A 22,425-nucleotide genomic window follows, 5' to 3' on the forward strand; every position below is an offset into this window, starting at 1 on the left:
TATTATTATTGCTAAGCCTGTTGTATGCCTCACCAATATCAAGATTTAATTACTGTTTTTAATGCTACTTTTTCTGATTCGTTTAATACCAAGCTAGAACTGGGTGGTGATGAACCCATTTACCTACCAGCGGATAGTGAATTTAATTATCACCGTATTATTTTTGCGCGTGGTTTTTATCAATCAGGCATGCATGAAATTGCCCATTGGTGTGTTGCTGGCCCTGATCGTCGTCTATTGGAAGATTTTGGTTACTGGTATGAGCCTGATGGTCGAACAGAGCAAGTTCAATCAGAGTTTGAAAAAGTAGAGATCCGTCCTCAAGCCTATGAATGGATATTATCATTAAGTGCTGGGTTAAAATTTAATGTGAGTTGTGACAACTTAAATGGCGATTTTGAGCCAGATCGTTTAGCATTCATGGCTAAAGTACATAATGAAGTGATGAGCATTTTAGATAATGGATTACCTCCACGCGTAGAGGTATTATCCAACGCATTACGTGAGTTTTATCAAATAGCTCCACTTACCAAAGAACAATTTATTGTCCAATAGGAAAAAGATGATCATTGAATTTGAAGAAAAAATGCTTGAACTGATTGATGCTCGAATTGAAACTGCATCAGATGATGAACTGTTTGCTGGTGGCTACTTACGTGGACATATTTCATTATCAGTTGCTAAGTGCGAAGAACAAGAAATTGCTGATCTTGAGATACTAAAAGCACATATCAATGAAAGTCTTGAAGCCGCTAAATCTGAGTTATCTCCTGCTGATCGTATTATTGTAGCTGATCTATGGAATGAGCTTCAAAACGCATAATTCGCGATAGCTATATGTCTATATAAAATAAAAGGGCTGCTTACTATTTTTAGTGAGCAGCCCTTATACCAATTGTAGTAAGTAACAGAACATCGTAACTAGTTGAAATGCTCGATAACTGCTACTTTGTTCTCAAGCATTTCCCTACGCTATTTTTGATCACTTACTAATAGTGATTGGTATTACTTTGTATTTTTCTCAGTTGAGAAGAAAGATAATTCTCCTTTTTGTGACGCAGCTAATTGAGATAATTCTTTTGCTGCTTGTTGTGTTTGGTTAATCGCAGATACATTTTGATGAACAAGATCAAACGTCATTGTGGTATTTTGCGCAATGTTATCTGTTACGGCTAATTGCTCTTGTGATGCAGTGGCTACAAGTGTGTTTACATCAGAAATAGACTGAACAGACAAGACAATATTATCAAACGAGCGTTTCACATCTTCAGACAAATTAATGTAGTCTTGAATCGCGACAACATTTGAAGCCATGTTATTGTTTGCTATTTCAGATTGCTCTTGAAGTTTAACAATGATCTCTTGAATATTTTTAGTTGATTCTTGTGTTTTAGCAGCTAAGTTTCTCACTTCGTCGGCAACAACTGCAAATCCTCTGCCTTGCTCTCCTGCACGAGCGGCTTCGATAGCTGCATTTAATGCAAGTAAATTGGTCTGCTCTGAGATTGAGCTGATCACCGTAGTGACTTCACCAATGTTAATAGAGTTAACCTTAAGATCGGAAATCATAGTTGCAGTATTTTGTACTGATGAGTTAATTTTACCCGCCAAGACAATCGATGACTCAAGAATATCTCGACCTTGCGTCACATTCTGCATTGCTTTTTGAGTTTCATCTTCCGCATGTAATGCGTTGATACTGACCTCTTTTGAAGTGCTAGATAGTTCATTGATGGCCGTTGAAATACCTTCAATTTGTGACAGTTCTTGGTGAGAATTATTTGATGTTTCGTTCATCACTAAGGTTAATTCTTCAGAAGAAGATGCCACACTATCTGATAATAATAAGCTGTTTTTAATTATCTGAGCTAGTTTCTGATTTAAAGCAATAGTTGATGCATAGATCCCTGTTTCTTTACCGTTAATTTCAAATTTCTCAGAAAGGTCGCCATTTGCAATATTAGATAAAATAGCAGAAATATGAGCAGGCTCTCCACCGATAGGGGCGTAAATTAGTTTAATTAATAAAATATAAACAAAAATAAGCGATATGCTTAATACAATCACAAACAGTATGATGGAGTTGATTAGCATTTCTTTACTTGGTTGAGCGATAACTTCATCCCATTCATAACTCACGACGCTCCAATTGATGGATGGAATATCGTTTTTATAAGCAGAAACCAATTTATTATCAATTTGATAGTGTAATTCGTTGTTGACGAAGTTATTGTATTCAGGGCGTTCAACAAACATATTTTTACCTATTAAATCATCTCTACGAGCTGATACAATATATCCACTATTATCATAAACGAACACTTGGTTTTGAGAGGTTAGTTTATTGATAAATTGTTGAATGGTTTCAACCTCTATCGTCACAATCATTGCCGCGACAATACTGTTGTTATGGTACATAGGGGAGGCAAATGCAAACACATCTCGATTAGTTGCTGCATCTTTATATGTTTGAGTAATTACTTTGGTTTCACCATTAAATACGCGTTGATACCATTCTCTGTTCATTTCTTTGGCATTAAAATTAGGGATAAAAGCGCCATTTTCAAAAGTTGCCCCATTTTTTAATCCAATTGAAGCCAGTGGTACATTTGTGCTTTTTTGTAATAAGTTTAAGCTTGCGTTGGCTTGGTTTATATCTTTAATGTTTCCATTAGTATCAAACTCGATGGAGATGGAGTTCATTGCGTTGAAGTAACTATTAATGTTTTCTTCTAACGTGGTTGATAATAGGGAGCCGATCTCTTTTTTATGGCCTTCAACAGAGTTAACGTTAAAGTTTTTAAATGTAAAATAACCATTTCCGGTCAAAATAATAGAAATAATCAATAATAGAGAGATGGTTGATATTAGAACGGTATTTTTTAAGCTTAAATTCATTTTTTATCTTCTAAACATCGTAAAGGAACTAAATCAAATGTATGAATATTTTTAATTAAAATAAATATATTCAATTGGAAATAAAAAAATTATTTCTTCTTTGATGATAAATTGTTTTTATTTTGTTTCTTTCTGGATTAAATGTTGTGTTATATGAGGAGTTGTAATTCTCGCTATGTCAGAAAATAATTACCTTTTATTTATATTGGTATCTTTATATTTTACGTGACTAAAATAATAAATGGCAACATTTTTATTTGTAAGAAATATTTATATGTTAACATTATTAATTATATTATTTATCATGATGTATTGCTAACGGTATACAATATAGCAGAAAGTGAAATTTTATTTAATTTTGGGTGTTGAAAAAGTAAGTGAGAAGGATAAAGAGAAAATAAGGAGGTAGTTAATCTCCTTTTTCAGTTAAATGTAAGTCTTGCTTTATTGCTTAAATCCTGCCAATGCACTTAATTTATCTCGAAGTAGATCCACCAATTGAGTTTGATCTGACTGTGCTCTAATCTCCCCATTAGTATTTCCCCAGACTGGACCTGGCCATGCGATATCAGTGATAAAGCGTGCAATATGGTGAATGTGCAACTGAGGAACTAAGTTACCTAGTGCTCCAATATTAATTTTATCTGGTGTGAAGTTATCTTCGAGCAGTTGAGCAACCGAACTTGATTCTTGAATAAATTGAATTTGTTGCTCTGGGCTCATATGGTGAATTTCTTTTAAGTCTTCAATTCGAGGAACTAAAATCACCCAAGGGCCGATGTTTTCTTTAATGAGTAAAACAGAACATAACGGAAGATTGCCCAAAAAGATGCAATCTTGTTGCAAACGGGGGTGTAATTGAAAAGCCATTTGTATTTCCTTGGTTTCTATCAGCAATGCTTTGTTATATCATAATCGGTTCATAATAAAGAATAAGTGAAGCAATTCATGAGTGAAAAAGTCGATAAAAACGTTTATAACCCCACTTTTCAATGGGCATTTCTTCATCCTAAGTATTGGCCAACATGGTTAGGGATCGGATTTGCTATTATTTTGGCTTTTATTCCATTTCGATTACGCGATAAGTTAGCCGCTAGTATCGTTAAGTTAGTACTTAAAAAGCCAAGTGGTGGTATTAAGCGAGCTAAGTTGAATATTGCGACTTGTTTTCCTGAAAAATCAGAAGAAGAACAGAAAAAATTGCTTGAAGATACCTATATTACAGGTGCTCAGGTGATGCTTGGTTTTTCTGAGTTGCTTGTTCGTAGTCGTAAGCATAATGAAGGACGCGGGATTTTTGTTGGTGCAGAGAATCTATTCCCTCTGCTTGAGCAAAAAGAAAATATTATTATTTTAGCGCCGCATGCTTGGGCTATTGATTTCCCTGCCATTCTTTTGGCTTCTCGTGGCTATCAGGTAACAACCATGATGAAACCTCAAAAGAACCCAATAACGGATTGGTTAATGCATGTTCAGCGTATGCAATATGGCGGTAAGATTTATGCTCGTAGCGCGGGGATCAAACCATTAATCAAAGCGATTAAAGAAGGCTACTTAGCGTATTACTTACCTGATGAAGATCATGGACCACAAAACAGTGTATTTGTCCCTTTCTTTGCTACACAAAAAGCAACGTTAAAAGGGTTTGGTAAACTGGCTCGTTTATCAAAAGCAAAAGTGGTTCCAATGTTGCCATCGTATAATGCAGAAACAGGACAGTTTGAGATCATTACATTACCAGCGATTGCGGATTTTCCATCAGGAGATGAAGAGACCGATGCTCGTGCAATGAATATTGCTATTGAACAGCTGGTTACTGAGCGTCCTGAGCAATACATGTGGGTGTTAAACTTACTGCGTTCTAGACCTGACGGTAGTCGTTTATATTAACAATTAGTTATTCAATGTATTTTTAAGCCCGCAGAATTTACCGTTCTACGGGTTTTTTATTTTAATGAACTTTGTAACGAAAAATGAAGAAGTGATTTATTTGATTTATATCAAAAGTCGATCTTGGTCATTTAATCAATCTAAGTTTTTGTAAATGGTTAGGGTCTATCCGTTGCCGAAGCGTATAATTATTTGTGTTCTTATTATAATTACGCTGCCAATGCTCTTTACGTGCTAAGTTGATACGATAAATGCCAAAATCACCCAATTTTCGTTTTTTTCAAGGTGGGATGCTAAAGCATCGTACTACGCCAAAATTTCTAACCACACAAACTGATTATTATGCGCTGCTTTTCTTATCGGCATTGGTTGGCGGTATTGCCGGATCTGTCGTCGCTTTATTTGAAGCCTCAATTCGATTGATCAGTGAACAACGTCTCAACTTCATTCATTCATTTCCTTATTCTGAGTATTTAGCGCCTGTTGCTGCGGTATTAGCGGGGGCTGCGATGGCTGCTGCTGGTTTTTGGCTTACTTTTCGATTTGCACCAGAGACTGCGGGTAGTGGGATCCCTCATATTGAAGGGGCTCTTGATGGCACTCAAGAGATCCGTTGGGCTCGTGTATTGCCGATTAAATTTATTGCAGGCACATTAACGATTGGTTCAGGAATGGTGCTTGGCCGTGAAGGGCCATCAATTCAAATTGGTGGTGCTGTTGGTAGAATGATCGCATGTAAAGGTAAACGATTTAGTCACTCTTCTCATATATTAACAGCAGCAGGGGCGGCGGCAGGTTTAGCTGCGGCATTTAACGCGCCTCTTGCTGGCATTTTGTTTGTGGTTGAAGAGATGCGTCCTCAGTTTCGTTATAACATCACTTCAATAAAGTGTGTGACATTAGCCACAGCGGTAGCAACGATAGTGATGCGTTCTTTACATGGACAAGAAGCATTTTTAACGATTCCAAGTTTTGATGTCCCGCCATTACGTTCACTGATTCTTTTTGCCATTTTGGGGATTATCTTTGGCATTATTGGGGTGAACTTTAATAAATGGATTTTAAAAGGAACGAGTAAGGTTAAAGACTACCACCAAAATAAATTGTCTCGTATTGTGCTTATGGGCGCAGCGTTTGGCGGTACTTTTGCTTTGTTGCATTTAGTGGCTCCTAAACTATCTGGCAGTGGGATGGAAATCATTACTGAGATGTTTTATAGCCCAATGGCATGGATGATCATGGTTGGTTTCTTTGTACTACGAGTGATTGTTACCGTTGCTTGTTTTTCATCAGGTGCCCCGGGAGGAATTTTTGCCCCAATGTTAGCGCTAGGTACCTTACTTGGTTTATCTTATGGTGTGGTAATGTCAGCATGGTTTCCCGGTTGGATATCAAATCCCGGAGTTTATGCTATCGCAGGGATGGGAGCATTGTTTGCCGCCACAGTAAGAGCCCCTGTGACAGGTGTTATCCTTGTGGTTGAAATGACGAATAATTATCAGTTGATCTTACCGCTATTAGTGACAACACTTGGTGCGACGTTTATTGCTCAAGCATTGGGCGGGCAACCGTTATATTCTGCACTTTTAAAACAGTCTTTATTGAAAGATAAAGAGTTGAGGGCGGAGGAGAGTGGGTTACAGAAGGTTGATCAAAGTATTGCTAATGCGAATACAGAAAATAAGTAATTTCACTTCCAAGAATTATCATTTAGTTAGTTACATTGGTATAACCATCTGAATTTTCATCTTTCAGATGGTTATAATAATGATAAATAGACTATGCTTTTTTATACACTCTAATCATAAAATCCGCTTTACAATCAAATTCTGACTTTTCTTTCAGCTCAGTTTTAAAGTCAGCTGTTGCTTTCCAAGCAAATGGTGTCATATCTAATAAATGCAATGCTTCTAAGCCGTTCAAGCGCATATCGTAAGTTAATTTTTTCTCTTCAATAAGTTCAAAGTCAGTAAGAGCTTCTGCTGTTTCATCATGCAGGCGAACTTCACCATACACTCCTTCACGAAGTTCGTATAAATGATGGCTGGCTGGGGTAACGGTAATTAGATAACCGCCATTTTTAATTGCGCGGTGTAATTCTTCTGCTTTACATGGTGCATAAATACGAACAACAGCATCTAGGCTTTGATCAGGGAAGGGCAAACGATGGCTAGAGGCAACGCTAAATTGGCAATTTAGATAACGCTTGGCTGCGAATTTAATCGCGACTTTGGAAATATCTAATCCATAGACATTAGCATTTTCACTATGTAAATATTCTGCAATTTTTGAGGTGTAATAGCCCTCACCACAACCAATATCAAGTAGGCTTGCTTCATCATTGGTCACATATTTTTGGCATAACTCGGCAACGTGTTGTTGCATAGGCTGATAATGTCCAGCTTCTAAAAAAGCACGCCTAGCTTGCATCATCTCTTTATTATCACCTGGATTTTTAGAACGCTTGTGATGAGCTGGCATTAGGTTTACATAACCTTCTTTTGCGTTGTCAAACTGATGGTTGTTTTCACAACGGTATTGATTGTTGGCAAAGCGCAACTCGTGTTGGCATAAAGGGCACTGATAAAACATAACCACACCTGAAATTAGATTGAGGCAGCAGTGTACTTCTTCATTTATCTAATAAAAAGAGCTAGCAGTGAAAATAATATCGGTCTATTTATTTTTTGTCTCAAAATTAATAATGCGACCCACTTCAAATACAGTACCTAATAGAAACTAACAAGACCTTTTTTGTTCTCTATCTAGAGTGATCTAGATCTCTTTGTTTGTTAATTAGAGCAGCGAAAAATGTGATCTGACTTGGAGCTAATCGCAATAGTTATAAATTATAAAATGAAGTAATTCCGTTAACTCATTGTTATAAATTGATTTATGTTTTTTTATGTAGGCCGTTTTTGAAGTTGATCATAGTTTATTTGGTCTTTATTTTTCAGGGCGAATTAATAAGGCATGATTCATCTCAACGGATTTAGAGAAACATTTAAACGGATTACAAAAATTTTAGAGTTTGGTCTTAATAAGATTGATGGTCTCAATTAAAGAACTAAACCAATTTAAATATATAGGGCGATTTTATGAAAAAGACACTTTTAGCACTAGCAGTACCGGCACTTCTAATGGCTGGTTCTGCAACAGCAGCAACGGTTTATACTGCCGAAGATGGTTCAACAATTGATATGTATAGCCGTTTAGGCTTTAACATAACTGACCGTCAATCTGATGATGCTGTTGGTAATTTTGATGCACGTATCGGTCTTGGTGGCTCTCAAGTTGTTAATGATCAAGTATCTGTAATTGGTTGGGCTGAATATTCAGTAAACGCTGCTGAATCTCGTGGTGATGGTGGTTTAGACCCTCGTTATGTTTGGGCTGGTATTGATGCTTCAGAAGCGGGTAAAGTAACCTTTGGTCGTGTAGCATCTGGTATCATCATGCTTTCTGATGTAGGTGATGTATTTGCGGCATCTGATGTATTAATTGGTCGTCAGCTTGAACTTGTTGATAATTCAGCAGCTCAAACTTTCCGTCAAGATGGCACACTTCAATACCAAAACAGCTTTGGTGCATTTGACATGTCTGTTGCTTATATTTTAGGTAATTCAGAATCAAACCAAGATGGTTCTTATAATGCGGTAGCTCGCTATACTTTTGATATGGGAGATGCAGGACAGTTAATTCCTATTGCGGCATATCAAGTAAATAGTACAGGTGATACTGGTAATAATGCCGATCGCGATTACACATTCTGGGGTGCTGGTGTTCAATATAAGTTAAATGCATTAACTCTTGGTGCTATGTATAACCAAGATGAAATTGAAGGTGTATATTCTGACAAATCAAAAGATAAGAGCTACGAATTAACAGCTGTATATAATATTAATGATGATTGGACTGCTCGCGCTGGTTACCGCGCATTAGAAAACACCGGTGGTGATGAAGCAGAATACAAAGATACAACGTTAGAAGTTCAATATCACTTAACAGCTCGCTCTTCTATCTACACAAGTTACGTAATGCGTAACGGTGACAACGGGACAGGTAACACAAATATCTGGTCTGGCTGGAACGATGCTGAAGAAGATTACTACCACTTAGGTCTTCGTTATGAATTCTAATCTGACCAACAATATTGATATTGCTTTAAATCTATAAGGGTGGATTCTTAGTTAACTATCAATCAGGTTAGAAAACCAAAATCCTCACTGATCCGTCAGTGGGGATTTTTTTCTTTTAGATAAAAAGGTAAAAATAGTAAATTGCAGGCATAAAAAATCCCCGCTAATGCGAGGATTTTAAATAGAATTCTTATGCTTTAACTTATTTATATAGAAATTAAGCGTTAAAAATTTGCGCTAATTCAGTCGAGCATAAGTGATATTGACGTGGGCAGTTGCGCCATGTCGTTAGCATACGACGGTATTTATCCATCATCGGCATTTGACTGTTAAAGTGGTGATCGGCTTTATCAAACTGAGGGTATAAACCTTCAGAGCTTGTTAAGAAGCGAACGTAATTTACTTGTTGTGCTTCTGTAGCTACATCAAACCCTAAGAACTGAAGGCGACGAGCATCAACCTTTGCCTGACACTCAGGTACTAGCATGTTGTAAGACTCTTGCATTGCATGGTACATCTCCATGAAATCAATGATCTCACGACATTCTGCTTCTGTAATACAACCAAAATCTTTATCCAGTTCGCGGATCTGCAGTTCATAACCACGCTCAACAATTAACTGTTGGCGTTGGTATTTTGCTGCATTAGCAGGATCCATCTGTGACATTAAATAATACTGGTTTGAAAGAATTAAGCGTTGAGCATTTGTCATATCCATCAGGATAACCTCAAAAATTATAAGTAAAATTGTATAAAAAGTTGAAGCTAGATTAACAGTAAATGTAGCACATAGAATATGATCTATATTAAGTTATGTGATCTTAGCTGAGTCCGATGATGTTTCCGTCTGTATCAATGTCTAAATTCATAAAAGCAGGCTTTTCAGGTAAGCCAGGCATGGTCATCACATTGCCACACAATGCGTATATAAATCCAGCACCGGCACACAGTTTTAATTCACGAATAGGTACAATGAAATCGGTCGGTGCACCTTTAATGTTGCCATCGGTAGAAATAGAAGCGGGCGTTTTTGCCATACAAACAGCCAAAGATTGGTAACCTAATTGCTCAAACTGTTCTAATTGCTGCTGTGCTTTTTCTGATAATTCGATTCGTTCTGCACCGTAACCTTTTATTGCAACGGCATTTAACTTATCAAATAAGCTCATGTCACTTGTGTATAGTGGGGTAAATTGAGTGGTTTTTTTGCAAGCTGCGATAACTTTTGAAGCGAGCTCTTTTGCGCCTTCACCACCTTTTACGAATGCTTCACTGATAGAGACATCGACATTCGTTTCTGATGCTTGTGCTGAAATCCATTGTTGTAAGAAATCCAACTCTTCTTGAGTGTCTTCAGGGAAACGGTTAATGGCTACAACAACAGGAAGACCGTATTTAGCACAGTTACTAATGTGCCATTGTAAATTCTCTAGCCCTGCATTTAAGGCTTCTTGGTTTGGAGTGAATAGAGCTTTAGGCAAAGCTTGACCTGGTGATAACGGGAATAGGCCTGAGTTCGCTTTTATACCTCGAAGCGTTGCAACAAGCACAGCACAATCAGGTGCTTTTCCTGCTAATGGTACTTTAATGTTGCAGGCTTTCTCTAAACCCATATCTGAGCCAAAGCCACCTTCTGTAACGGTATAATCCGTTAGTTTTAAAGCGATATTATCTGCAATGATAGAAGAGTTACCATGGGCGATATTAGCAAAAGGACCCGAGTGAACAAAGGTAGGGACACCTTCTAGCGTTTGCATCAAGGTTGGGTTAATAGCAAATTTCATGGTAACGGTCATTGCACCTGCGACTTGAAGATCTTCTGTAGTGATAGGTTCACCATCCAGGTTATAAGCCACGACAATACGGCCGATGCGTTGACGTAAGTCTTGAAGATCGGTTGCCAGTGCCAGAATAGCCATCAATTCAGAAGCAGCGGTAATATCAAAACCATCTTCACGTTCGTAACCATTAATGGCTTTTCCATCTTCATTTTTACCAATGGTCACCATACGAAGCGCACGATCGTTATGGTCCATTACTCGCTTCCAAACTACTCGGTTAGAGTCAATTCGTAATGCAGGAAGATCGTTCTTTTCAGAGAATAGTTCGTAACCTAGGCGTTGCTCATGGTAGATACGAGCATCAATGGCCGCAGAAGCTAAATTATGTGCCGCGGTAATCGCATGAATATCACCAGTTAGGTGTAAATTTAATTCTTCCATCGGAGCTACTTGGCTATAACCACCACCTGCAGCACCACCTTTTACACCAAATACTGGTCCCATAGACGGCTGTCGGATACAGGCACTAACGGATTCCCCTAATTTTGCTAGACCTTGAGCCAATCCAATAGTTGTTACTGTTTTTCCTTCGCCAAGCGGTGTTGGAGTAATCGCACTAACAAGAATAAGCTTACCATTTGGTTTATCTTCAAGGTGTTTTAAGGCGTCAATATTGACTTTTGCTTTATAGCGACCTTGTGGGGTAATGTCATCATCATGCAGTCCTAAGTTTGACGCAATCGTTTTCATTCTGGTAAGTGTCGCAGTTTGGCAAATTTCAATATCGCTTTTCATAGTAACGGGAACCTTTTAGGGAAGAGTTAAAAATGCTGAAAAGAAGCGCGCTTTTTATACCACAGAACTTAGGTGATATTGAATTAATTCCCTAGGTTTACTATGGAATAAATGGAAATATTTATTTGATGTGATCAAGAGTATGAACAAGGTTTAAGATTAGGTTAATGGGTTGTGATACCCTTTGTTTATCTATAGGGAAGTGTGAGGTGTGAATGTCTTGGCGTGATCTGAGTTTTCGACGTCGATTGTTAGTAGTGATGACCATTTCGGGTATCGGTAAATTACTCATTTTGTCTCTTTGTGCCTTTTTGTATATCAAGCACTGGGAATCTCAAGACAGTGGGGATAAAGCATTAGGGGTTGCTCGGTTTCTTGCTCAATCCCCGATCGTCATTTCAGCAGTAGAACAAAATGCACCGACATTAATTGAAGAGAAAATAGAGCGATTACGAACCTCTATTGGTGCTGCATTTATAGTGGTTGGTAATAAAAAAGGAATACGTATTGCTCACCCAATTAAGGAGCGTATTGGAAAAGCGATGCAAGGTGGAGATAACCAACAAGCCTTACAGTTGGGAGAATCTTATATTTCCTATGCTAAAGGCTCCTTAGGTCATTCTGTGCGAGGCAAAACGCCAATTTTCGACCAGCAAGGTAATATTATCGGGGTGGTTTCTGTTGGTTATCTATTAACTACTATAGACAGCAAGGTATCTCATTTTCTTAGTTTCTTTCTTGGGATGGCGGTATTGGTGATTTTTGCTAATGCGATTATTGCCAACTTTATTGCAAGACGCTTTCAAAAGTCTATTTTTGGCTTTGAACCTGAAGCTTTTGGGCGTTTATACAAAGAGCAGCAAGTTACTTTGTCTACGCTACGTGAAGGCGTGTTAAGTATTGATGCCAATGGTAAGCTCAGATCTATCAATAAAAGTGCCTGTGACATATTAGGGATCGATCCTAAGCAATCTTTAAATCAGTTGTTTATTGAAGTGTTGCCAGACAGTGATTTAACTAAGCTTTTAGTAACACAGCAATCAGAACACGATATTGAACTGTTATTAAATGGTCAGGCTGTAATTGCAAATCGAGAGTTGATTAAAATGGATGGTGTCGTGATTGGCGCGGTATCCAGTTTTCGACGTAAAGATGAGATAAGTGAATTAACGACTCAGCTTTCTCAAGTCAAACAATATGCCGATTTATTGCGTTCACAAACTCATGAGCATCGAAATAAGTTAAATACAATTAGTGGGCTAATTCAGTTAGGAAAAATTGAAGAGGTGCAGCAGATCATTGGGCAAGAGAGTAAGCGTTATCAAAAACTGATTGAATTTTTACGAGAGAGTATCTCAGAGCCGATGATTGCGGGTGTCTTACTTGGTAAAAGTGAACGCGCTAGAGAGCTTGGACTATTGCTTGATATTGAAGACGGTACGCAATTAAGTGTGCTTCCTCTGCATATTCGAGCGGAGGATATGGTGACCATTATTGGAAATTTAATTGATAATGCCTTTGAGGCAACGTTAAGTAAACCCATGGGGGATTTTGCACCTATCGTGGTGAGCATTACTGATTTTGGGCAAGAAGTTATTATTGAGGTTGAAGACAAAGGGTGTGGCCTACCACAGGCATTTACCTTTAAACAGTTGACTCAAAGAGGAGTATCAACAAAATCAGATAAAGGTCGTGGTGTTGGTTTACATCTTATTCAGCAATTAGTCGACCATTATCGCGGAGAATTTACGGTCAGAAGTGAAGTAGGGAAAGGAACTTTGATGACCATTTATTTGCCAAAAGAGTTGCATTCATAGAGCAGCCAATCTTATAAATATAAAGAATAAACAAAAGGGTATTGTGTGAGCAGTAAAATCAGCATTGTTATTGTCGAAGATGATATTGGTATTGCAGAAATACACCGTCGTAATCTTGAAAAAATTGATTCCGTCGAGGTGATTGGCATTGCTGCCAGTAAGGAAGAAGCGACTCTCTTGTTTGAGGTGCTAAATCCAGATTTGGTGTTATTGGACATTTATCTTCCTGATGGTAATGGCCTTGATATATTGCGTGAATTACGCCAGAAAGAGTCGTCCCCTGATGTAATATTAATTACCGCAGATAGAGATGTGAATACGCTGCAAGAAGCCATGCGTGGTGGTGTGGTAGATTATCTGCTAAAGCCTGTTATATTTAGTCGACTCGAAGAAGCAATTAATAAATATTTAAGCCAAAAGCAGCAATTTATTAATCGTGTTGATATTGATCAAAGCATGGTAGATGCAATGTTGCACTCTACTACAGCACAGTCAGTAGCAAGGCTGCCTAAAGGCATTGATGGCGTCACGTTAGAGAAAGTTCGCCAACTATTTAGCCATGAAAAACAGTTAACTGCAGATCAGGCTGGAGAGTTAATTGGGGCAAGTCGAACCACAGCTCGCCGTTATTTAGAATATTTGATTAGCTCTGGAGAATTAAGTGCTGACCTCTCTTATGGCAGCGTTGGGCGACCAGAGCGAACATACTTTAAGGCATAGCCTATTTTTTAAGGTATTAACAACAAATGACACCAGCAACGAAATTATTAAAGAAAGCAAAAATAGATCACCAAGTGCTTGAGTACCATCATGATCCAAAAGCTCAAGCATATGGGTTAGAAGCGGCAGAAAAGCTGGGTTTGCCTCATGAAGAGGTATTTAAAACCTTAGTCGTTCAAGTGGATGAAAAAGAACTTGTTGTGGGCATTATTCCTGTTGCTGCTCATTTAAGCATGAAGTTAATCGCTAAAGCCGTTGGTGGAAAAAAAGCCAAAATGGCAGATCCCGCCTTAGTTCAAAAATCCACTGGATATGTGATGGGAGGCGTGAGTCCTCTTGGTCAGAAGAAACGATTGAAAACCGTGATCGATAATAGTGCTGAACAGTTTGAAACCATGTATGTCAGTGGTGGTAAACGAGGGCTAGATATTGGCTTGGCTCCTAGTGCTTTACAACAAGTGTTAAACGCACAGTTTATGGATATTAAAGCAGAGTAATCATGGAAGGGAGAAGCCCTATGAAGAAAAAAACAGTATCACTTGTTCTTGGAAGTGGTGGCGCGAGAGGTCTTGCTCATATCGGCGTGATCCGCTGGTTAGAAGAACATGATTTTGAGATTGTATCTGTCTCTGGTTGTTCTATTGGTACGGTTGTTGGTGGAGTGTACGCAGCAGGAAAACTGGATGAATTTGAAGATTGGATGCGAACCATTACCAAGCTTGATATTGTTTCTTTGATGGATTTTAACTGGGGAAAAGGCGGGCTTATTAAAGGCGAGAAAGTAATGAACCGTTTGAGTGACATTCTTGGTGATTTGCATATCGAAGATTTAGCCATTCCTTATACCGCGGTAGCGGCTGATATTAGTAACGAAAAAGAAGTATGGCTGCAAAAAGGATCGTTATTGCAAGCCATTCGAGCGTCTATCTCATTGCCTTTGTATCTAATGCCTATAGAGTTTAATGGCAAAACGTTAATTGATGGTGGTGTATTAAACCCAGTGCCGATTGCACCAACGTTTGGTGATCATTCGGATATCACTTTAGCGGTCAATTTAGCGGGTGAGATGACCCATAAACTTGATGATTTTGAAATTAATCAGGTGGATATTTCAGCACAAGAGCCTGAAGAAGAGATGCCATTTCACCGAAAAGTCAGTGACTATTTTGGTTCGTTAACCGCAAAAACTTCAAGAATTGACTTAGGAATGTATGATATTGCCAACCAAGCATTTGATGCAATGCAGAGCACCATTGCAAGACAAAAGTTGGCCGCTTACCCGCCTGATATTACGGTTGAAATAGCGCGAGACGCGTGCGGTACTTTTGAGTTCGAACGTACGGCAGAGATGATCGATTTAGGCTATGAGAGAGCGGAGCACGCTTTAAAATATTTGCTATAAGTGAACAATCGATATAAAAACGCCCGAACTTATTATTAAGCTTGGGCGTTTTTTATTTATCTTAATAAAGATGAAAACGTGATTAAGTGATTACGCTTTTGATTCTGGTTTTCTTTTTGGCTTAAAGTTCAAAATAGAAATAGGCACTTCTTTACGTGGCGCAAAGCCTTCAATTTCTTTACGCACAATTAAGTGGCCAAGACGTTTTTCAATCATACATAGATTCTTAAAATCGTCTTTAGAAACAAATGAGATAGCCTCACCTTTTGCTCCCGCACGGCCAGTACGACCAATACGGTGCACATAGTCATCTGCCGGGAAAGGTAGGTCATAGTTTACTACGCGCGTTAGTTCATCAATATCAATACCACGAGCCGCAATACCAGTAGCAACTAAGTATTGTAATTTGCCTTCTTTAAAGTCATTCAGCACTTTTGCTCGTGCTTCTTGGCTTCGGCCACTGTGGAAAGCTTCAGCTCGAATATCACGTTTCTCTAACTGGCTTACTAGCTTCGCTGCACCATGCTTTGTCTCAATAAAGATCAGCGCTTGGTCCCAATTGTTTTCTTTAATTAGGTGGCTCAGTAGTGCTGATTTTTTATCTTTATCTACCGTTGTTAGCCATTGGTCAATCTGTGGTGCAGAGGTCGTTTTTGGCGAAATAGTAATTTCAATTGGGTTATTTACCGCTGTTTTTGCTAAATAACGAACTTGATCAGACAGTGTTGCTGAGAACAGCATGTTTTGGCGATCTAATGGTAAGCGCTCAATGATTTTGTTGATGTCTTCAATAAAGCCCATATCTAACATACGGTCGGCTTCATCAAGAACTAAGATCTCAATCTCATCAAAATGAATTGCACGCTGTGTGTACATATCAAGCAAACGACCCGGCGTCGCAACCAGAACATCAACCCCTTCAATTAGGCGTTCTTTTTGGTTTTTATAATCAACACCGCCATACATAGCTAATGATGCAATATCAATGTGCTTGCTGTACTTCTGAATGTTGTCTTCAACTTGAATTGCTAGCTCACGCGTTGGCGTTAAAATTAATGCACGAACACGTTTAGCTCGAACTTTAGTTTGATTTTCGCTGAGGATTTCTAAAATAGGTAATACAAAGCTAGCTGTTTTACCTGTACCTGTTTGCGCAGCAGCAATCAGGTTTTTTCCAGTAAGCGCAACGGGGATGGCTTTTTCTTGAATTGGAGTAGGGGCTTTATAACCCAGCTCGTCGATGGCTTTTAAAATTGGATCGCTTAACCCAAGTTTGGAAAATGGCATGTGAAATCTCAGATATATAAATAGAGGGCGATTGTAGCATGAAAAAAAGAAATGACAGCAGGGGAATAGGCACCAATGATCCTTTATCATTGGCGCCTATGTGTAGACGATTAAATTAATTGATTACGATTTTACCGCGAACTTAGGTCGGATAATTTTATTAACGAATGTCAGTACCATTGGAAGGATTAGTACGACGGCTGCGATTGCAGTAAAGGTAAAGGTAATTGGACGCTCCCATAAGAAACTTAACTCACCATCACTTATCATTAATGCTCGTCGTAAGTTCTCTTCCATCATTCCACCCAAGATAAAGCCAAGTAATAAGGGGGCGAGGGGGAAGTTAGCTAGCCGAAGCGCAATAGCGACCATCGCAATTAAGATCATGATGAAAACATCAATTGTATTAAAAGAGACTAAATACACCCCTGTGATTGAGAAGAATAAAACCATTGGCATCAATACGGTTCTTGGTATCGCAAGCAATTTTGAGATGTATGGAATCAAGGGTAAATTTAGGATAACCAGAACGATATTACCAAAGTACATTGAGATAATAACCGACCAGAAAATATCAGGGTGATCAACAAACAATCTTGGACCTGGCTGAATACCGTAAGCAATAAGGGCACCTAGCATGATTGCTGTCGTACCTGAACCTGGAATACCAAGAGTCAGTAGTGGAACAAATGACCCACTTGATGCGGCGTTATTTGCTGATTCAGGGGCTACCAACCCACGAATACTGCCTTTACCAAATTCTTCTTTTTTCTCTTTTGGTGCTAGATTTCGCTCCATACCGTAACTTAAAAATGCAGCAATGGTTGCGCCAGCACCCGGTAATACACCGGTAAAGAAGCCAAGAATGGATGAGCGAATCGCAACAGGCGCCACCTCTTTTACTTCTTCTTTGGTTATTTTCATGCTACCAAGATCTGACATTTTACTCTGTTCATCATCACGAGTGTCTTGCTCTGGTTTGAGTATTCCCATTAAGGTTTCCCCTAATGCGAAAGTTGCCATTGCCAGTAGTAAGAAGCTGAAACCATCCATTAAATCGGTTAAGCCGAAGGTAAAGCGCTCTACGCCAACCCCTTTATCGATGCCTACTGTTGAAAGCATTAAACCAAGCACTGTCATCATCCAAGCTTTAATGACTTGGCCTTTACCTGCAAACGCAGCAACAGCCGATAAACCGACTAACATTAGGGCAAAGTAATCGGAGGATTGAAAGCTTAACGACACTTTTGCTAGTGCTGGCGCAGCGATTAAAAGCATGATTGCAGAGAGTGTTCCGCCAGTAAAAGAGGAATAGGCCGCAAGTGCGAGAGCTTTACCTGCTTGGCCTTTTTGTGCCATTGGATAACCATCAAAAGCTGTAACTACGGTTGATGAACAACCGGGAGCATTAATCAGTATTGACGAGGTTGAACCACCAAAAACGGCACCGTAATAAACACCTGCCATTAAGATCATGCCTGACGCTGGGTCAAGACCGTAACTGATAGGGATCATTAAGGCAATGGCAGAGATAGGGCCAAGGCCTGGCAACATACCAATGAATGTACCCACAAAACAGCCAATCATAACCATCATTAAGTTGGTTGGCATAATCGCTGTTGATAAGCCTGCTAAAATTCCATCTAACATAATTAAGTCCTAGGGTTTACCAAGCAAGAAAAAGATAACCAGGTTCTAGATAGATATCTAAACCTTTAGTAAGAAGTAACCAAAAGCCAGTAACAAATGGGAAAGAAGCACCAAATAGTACTGGTTTGCGTCGCTCTCCTAATAAGTAGAAGCCAGCAAGCAGAAATAAGCTTGTTGCTAATACAAAGCCAAGCCAAGTTAAGCCAATGCCATACAGCACCATTAAAGTGATAAAACCAAATAAGAGTTTCCAATTAAAACCTAAAACGGCACCACTTTTTTCATCGGGTTGAGCTGAAACAATCAGTATGAGTGAGAGAAAAATGCCAGCAAAAGTGAGCATATAAGGCAAGGTTCTAGCGGTGAAGGGTTCGTATTCATCGCCGGGAAATAAAGGAATCAAACTGGTTTGGTAGCCGTAGCAGAGGCAAACAAGTAGAAAAATGATAGCGCCAACACGGTCTCGGCATAGTAGAGAAGATCTAGAGTACGACATGAGTTCTCTCCATAAGTCCATTAAAGAAAGGTAGATTGAATCGGGTAAAGAAAGCTGCCTTGAACTAACGGTGCAAGGAGGATGTAGCAGGAACATTAATGAGTCATATCCGGGAATCATTAATTATTCAAGACAGCTAAAGGTTTTACTTCAAGAAGCCAAGCTCACGCATTAGGTTACCCATTAGTAGTTCTTGCTCTTCAAGGAAGATATAAAAGTCTTTGTCTGCTTTGTAATTATCAATCCAACCATTACGGTCACGAACGACAGCCCATTGCTCTGTTTCATACATTTTATCAAAGGCTTCTCTGTACTCGTCGATTTTCGCTTGTGGCGTCCCAGGCGCGGCGAAGAAACCACGCCAGTTTGCAAAGACGGTGTCATTGCCGTATTCAGTTAGTGTTGGGATATCAGGTGCACTCTCTAAACGTTTTGGTGCTGTGATAGCCAGAATGCGAACTTGGCCACTTTTTGACATTTCAAGCACTTCACCTAGACCTGTTGAAAGCAGAGGTGTCTCCCCAGACAGTAAGGCAGCCATGGCTTTACCGCCGGCATCATAAGCAATGTAGCGTACTTTTCTTGCATCAAATCCTTCGCCTTTAAAAGCAGCCGCCGCTACTAGGTGATCCATACTGCCTCGCGCTGAACCGCCGGCAATTTTCACTGAGCGAGGATCTTTTTCAAAATCAGCAACGACTTGTTCCCAGCTTGTGTATTTAGAGTCTTTATTTACAACAATCGCTCCGTAATCGACGATGGTTGCCGCAATAGGCGTTAGATCACGGAATGATTGTGGGAAAATACCACTGAGAGAACGGATAACGATAGGTGTAGAGTTAACCATTAAAGTGTCTGGTTGGCGTTCTGCTGTTTCGATTAAATGTGCAATGGCTTTACCGCCGCCGCCGCCAGAAAGGTTCTGGTATGACGCTTGCTCAATAATGTCTGATTTAAGTAATACATCACCAGTACCACGAGCGGTCATATCCCAACCACCACCAGCACCACCTGGAATGATGAAGTGAATTTTTTCAAGTTCGGCCGCTATTGCTGAGCCTGATAGTGCAAAAGAGGCTGCAATTATTGAAGCCGTGAACTGTTTTTTAAATGAAGTAAGCATGAATAACATTTCCTTATGGTTCAAATCTCGCTGTAATTATCTTGTGAGACCTGATTGTAGAGTGAGCAACCTCTTTGGGTTGTTGTCGTTCTAGGTACATACTGCTTTTTCTTAGTTGTTGCGTAAATGTTATTCATTTGAGAGGGCTTTGACTAGATAGAAGAGATAATGGCTATTTAGAACATAAAATGAATTTTGTTCATAAAGTTCACGCTACTTTTTGATAAAGAAAAAGCCATGCAATCGTTAAAAAGCATGGCTTAGGTAGGTTAAGACTTAGTATTGTTTAAACTTACCGAGTTTTAAAAGCGCTTAATTTCTGAGTTAATGAGTGGCTCTCTTTTGTTAGCTCAGCAGTATCATTTAATGAGTTATGCATATCTGAAAGCACTTCGTTAGCGGCTTCGTTAATGCTTGTTACATTACGATTGATCTCTTCAGAGACTGAACTTTGTTCTTCTGCCGCTGAAGCAATTTGATTATTCATATCATTTGCAACAAGAATAGCAGAGCTGATCTCTTGTAAGTTCTGTTGTGCAATTAATGTTTCTTCTCTTGTAGCTAATGCTTGTTTTTGACTGCTGTCCATTACCGTTACAATGCTTTGAGTATTTTGTTGTAGTATCACAAGCATGCTATTAATTTCTTGAGTTGAGCTTTGAGTGCGGCTAGCTAGGTTACGAACTTCATCTGCAACAACTGCAAATCCACGTCCTTGCTCACCAGCACGAGCGGCTTCAATTGCAGCATTTAATGCCAGTAGATTTGTTTGTTCAGCAATTCCACCGATTTCAAGCAGGATTTTTTGGATATCATTACTTGATGCGGCTAAGTTAACCACTTGCTCTTGAGCTTCATTAATGAACGATGCCAATTCTTCTACGGAAGCTGCTGCATTATTCATGATCTTTTGACCATCTTCACTGCTTGCTTGTATTTGACTTGCCGCTGTCGCAGCTTGTAATGCTGACGATGCTACTTCTTGAGCTGTTGCGCTCATCTCATTAATTGCCGTTGCTAATTGTGTTACTTCATTAACTTGGCTTTGAAGTTTTATTTGTGATTTTTCTGTTTCTGTCATGGTATTTGCCGATGACTGAGAAACTAACTCTGCGGTTTCTTTTGCATTGTGCAGTGTATTTTGAATCTTCTCAATAAAGGTATTAAACCAGAACGCCAATTGGCCGATTTCATCTTTAGAGGCAACATTAATACGTTGTGTTAAATCACCATCGCCTTGAGCAATATTTTCAAAGTGGTTGGTTAGATTAATAAGTGTTGTTCCGATACTTTTGGCAATAAAGAAAATCAGTACGATGCCAATAATAGATGACACTAGGCCACTTAATAAGCCATTAGAAAGTGCTTGTTGGCTTAGCTCATTACTAAAGTGATTAAAATCAGTAATTTCTTGTTGTAGCACTTCAGTTGGTATAGATACCATGACAATCCATGGCTTTGCGCCCGTATTGATTGTAGAAATAGCGGTTTTAAAATGGCCTATATTTTTTAGAAAAGAGGCGTTGTTGCGTGATTCTCGCTGAATATCATTCCAGTGATTTGCAAAATCATCTTTTACTTTTTCGCCAACTAGATTTTCATCTTGGCTAAAAGAAAGTAAGCGACCCTCCCAAGAGGCAATAGAAACTACAGCTCCAGGGATCCCAATGGTGTCTGCTGCTTGTTTACTAATAGCTTGAAAACTTTTGATGGACCAATCATAACCAAGAGATCCGACTATTTTGTTATTTGATCGTAATGGTAGGCTAATTGTCGTGATTAGCTCTTGGTTGCCTCTTACATTGTAATAATACGGCTCCATTACAAAGCTGTTACCTGTTTCAAAAGGCGTTAAATGCCATTCATCAATACGCTCACCATTATCATTTAGTGACGTATTTTTAAAACTCTCCATTCCAAGAGCTTCAAAACTTGTGTCTGTCGGTGAGAAGAAGGGAGCAAGGACACCTTGTTTGTTAAGCGCTTTTTGAGTTAATTCAGAATCATCATAATTAAATCGGCTGTGCTCCCACACCATAAAGCCCGCAAAAACACTGTCATTTTGATTTTTTAATGAAGATGTAAATTGTCTAATTAGAAGCTCGGCATCTGTATTTGTATCATTTGATAACTCTAAAACTGATTTGAGTTGTTTTAAGTTGCTGATTACAGGGGAAAAAAGCCCATTAAGTTCTGCGCTTTGTTGATTGGCAATGGAGAGTAACTTATAGTCAATGTTATCTGAAAGCTGTGAGGATACATGCTCTGTGATGTCTTTATTAACTTTATCATAAGAAATAGTAGTAAAAAACATGGCGGTACTTAGCGTAATAAATATCGCAATTCCGGCACTAACAGCAATTCGAGTTTTGATGGATTTAAACATGATTTTTTAAATAATAAGTAAGGTTGTGTAATATATAGCGG

Annotated in this window: 19 protein-coding genes; 9 read left to right on the forward strand and 10 right to left on the reverse strand. The window is 38.9% G+C overall.

Features of this window, described 5'->3' with window-relative positions:
* Window positions 1-24: 24 nt before the first annotated feature.
* Window positions 25-555 carry an elongation factor P hydroxylase gene (locus tag PVK63_RS06970; protein WP_274440153.1) on the forward strand — a complete coding sequence of 177 codons (531 nt, stop codon included), beginning with the start codon at window positions 25-27 and terminating at the stop codon, window positions 553-555.
* A gap of 7 nt (window positions 556-562) precedes the next feature.
* Complete coding sequence (locus PVK63_RS06975) at window positions 563-823, forward strand: YfcL family protein (protein WP_130044184.1); 261 nt, start codon at window positions 563-565, stop codon at window positions 821-823.
* A 182-nt stretch (window positions 824-1,005) separates the two neighbouring features.
* Here the strand turns inward: PVK63_RS06975 and PVK63_RS06980 are convergent, their stop codons facing one another.
* Window positions 1,006-2,898, reverse strand: coding sequence for a methyl-accepting chemotaxis protein (locus tag PVK63_RS06980; RefSeq protein ID WP_274440154.1), 1,893 nt, complete (start codon window positions 2,896-2,898; stop codon window positions 1,006-1,008).
* 444 nt (window positions 2,899-3,342) lie between these two features.
* Window positions 3,343-3,768, reverse strand: coding sequence for an HIT domain-containing protein (locus tag PVK63_RS06985; RefSeq protein ID WP_130086037.1), 426 nt, complete (start codon window positions 3,766-3,768; stop codon window positions 3,343-3,345).
* A gap of 78 nt (window positions 3,769-3,846) precedes the next feature.
* Between PVK63_RS06985 and lpxM the strand changes: the two genes are divergently transcribed.
* Window positions 3,847-4,788, forward strand: a complete 942-nt coding sequence (gene lpxM / locus PVK63_RS06990; RefSeq protein ID WP_130048718.1) for a lauroyl-Kdo(2)-lipid IV(A) myristoyltransferase — start codon at window positions 3,847-3,849, stop codon at window positions 4,786-4,788.
* 251 nt (window positions 4,789-5,039) lie between these two features.
* Window positions 5,040-6,476, forward strand: coding sequence for a H(+)/Cl(-) exchange transporter ClcA (gene clcA, locus PVK63_RS06995; RefSeq protein WP_130048719.1), 1,437 nt, complete (start codon window positions 5,040-5,042; stop codon window positions 6,474-6,476).
* A 91-nt stretch (window positions 6,477-6,567) separates the two neighbouring features.
* Here clcA and rlmA read toward each other — a convergent pair whose 3' ends face one another.
* Window positions 6,568-7,380 (reverse strand): 23S rRNA (guanine(745)-N(1))-methyltransferase, encoded by an 813-nt coding sequence (rlmA, locus tag PVK63_RS07000; RefSeq protein WP_274440157.1) that lies wholly within the window; start codon window positions 7,378-7,380, stop codon window positions 6,568-6,570.
* 506 nt (window positions 7,381-7,886) lie between these two features.
* Between rlmA and PVK63_RS07005 the strand changes: the two genes are divergently transcribed.
* On the forward strand, window positions 7,887-8,927 hold the full coding sequence (locus PVK63_RS07005) for a porin (protein WP_274440158.1): 1,041 nt from the start codon (window positions 7,887-7,889) through the stop codon (window positions 8,925-8,927).
* A gap of 217 nt (window positions 8,928-9,144) precedes the next feature.
* Here PVK63_RS07005 and PVK63_RS07010 read toward each other — a convergent pair whose 3' ends face one another.
* Both PVK63_RS07010 and PVK63_RS07015 read right to left on the reverse strand, forming a co-directional pair.
* Entirely contained in the window at window positions 9,145-9,645 is a 501-nt protein-coding gene (locus tag PVK63_RS07010) for a YfbU family protein (RefSeq protein ID WP_130044192.1), read from the reverse strand.
* 103 nt (window positions 9,646-9,748) lie between these two features.
* Window positions 9,749-11,503 carry a formate--tetrahydrofolate ligase gene (locus tag PVK63_RS07015; protein ID WP_274440159.1) on the reverse strand — a complete coding sequence of 585 codons (1,755 nt, stop codon included), beginning with the start codon at window positions 11,501-11,503 and terminating at the stop codon, window positions 9,749-9,751.
* 215 nt (window positions 11,504-11,718) lie between these two features.
* Here PVK63_RS07015 and PVK63_RS07020 point away from each other — a divergent pair, with 215 nt between their 5' ends.
* From PVK63_RS07020 to PVK63_RS07035, 4 genes are read left to right on the forward strand one after another with little or no spacing between them, the layout of a single operon-like run.
* On the forward strand, window positions 11,719-13,320 hold the full coding sequence (locus PVK63_RS07020) for an ATP-binding protein (protein ID WP_274440160.1): 1,602 nt from the start codon (window positions 11,719-11,721) through the stop codon (window positions 13,318-13,320).
* Between the two features lie 45 nt (window positions 13,321-13,365).
* Window positions 13,366-14,040, forward strand: a complete 675-nt coding sequence (locus PVK63_RS07025) for a response regulator (RefSeq protein WP_130044195.1) — start codon at window positions 13,366-13,368, stop codon at window positions 14,038-14,040.
* Window positions 14,041-14,066: 26 nt separating this feature from the next.
* The gene (gene ybaK, locus PVK63_RS07030) at window positions 14,067-14,537 is read left to right on the forward strand and encodes a Cys-tRNA(Pro) deacylase (protein WP_130044196.1); all 471 of its coding nucleotides are present in this window, start codon (window positions 14,067-14,069) and stop codon (window positions 14,535-14,537) included.
* A gap of 20 nt (window positions 14,538-14,557) precedes the next feature.
* Complete coding sequence (locus PVK63_RS07035) at window positions 14,558-15,442, forward strand: patatin-like phospholipase family protein (RefSeq protein WP_130086044.1); 885 nt, start codon at window positions 14,558-14,560, stop codon at window positions 15,440-15,442.
* Window positions 15,443-15,532: 90 nt separating this feature from the next.
* On the opposite strand, the gene PVK63_RS07040 is transcribed toward PVK63_RS07035, so the two are convergent.
* The 5 genes from PVK63_RS07040 to PVK63_RS07060 all read right to left on the reverse strand — a co-directional run bounded on the left by PVK63_RS07040 (window position 15,533) and on the right by PVK63_RS07060 (window position 22,384).
* Window positions 15,533-16,729, reverse strand: coding sequence for a DEAD/DEAH box helicase (locus PVK63_RS07040; RefSeq protein ID WP_130044198.1), 1,197 nt, complete (start codon window positions 16,727-16,729; stop codon window positions 15,533-15,535).
* A 123-nt stretch (window positions 16,730-16,852) separates the two neighbouring features.
* On the reverse strand, window positions 16,853-18,379 hold the full coding sequence (locus tag PVK63_RS07045) for a tripartite tricarboxylate transporter permease (protein WP_274440161.1): 1,527 nt from the start codon (window positions 18,377-18,379) through the stop codon (window positions 16,853-16,855).
* 16 nt (window positions 18,380-18,395) lie between these two features.
* A complete protein-coding gene (locus PVK63_RS07050; RefSeq protein WP_274440189.1) occupies window positions 18,396-18,896 on the reverse strand; it encodes a tripartite tricarboxylate transporter TctB family protein in 501 nt (166 codons plus the stop codon).
* Between the two features lie 124 nt (window positions 18,897-19,020).
* A complete protein-coding gene (locus PVK63_RS07055) occupies window positions 19,021-19,998 on the reverse strand; it encodes a tripartite tricarboxylate transporter substrate binding protein (protein WP_274440162.1) in 978 nt (325 codons plus the stop codon).
* A gap of 292 nt (window positions 19,999-20,290) precedes the next feature.
* Entirely contained in the window at window positions 20,291-22,384 is a 2,094-nt protein-coding gene (locus PVK63_RS07060; RefSeq protein WP_274440163.1) for a methyl-accepting chemotaxis protein, read from the reverse strand.
* Between the last annotated feature and the right edge of the window lie 41 nt (window positions 22,385-22,425).

The organism is Aliivibrio sp. S2TY2, assembly GCF_028765525.1.
Lineage (GTDB): Bacteria > Pseudomonadota > Gammaproteobacteria > Enterobacterales > Vibrionaceae > Aliivibrio > Aliivibrio finisterrensis_A.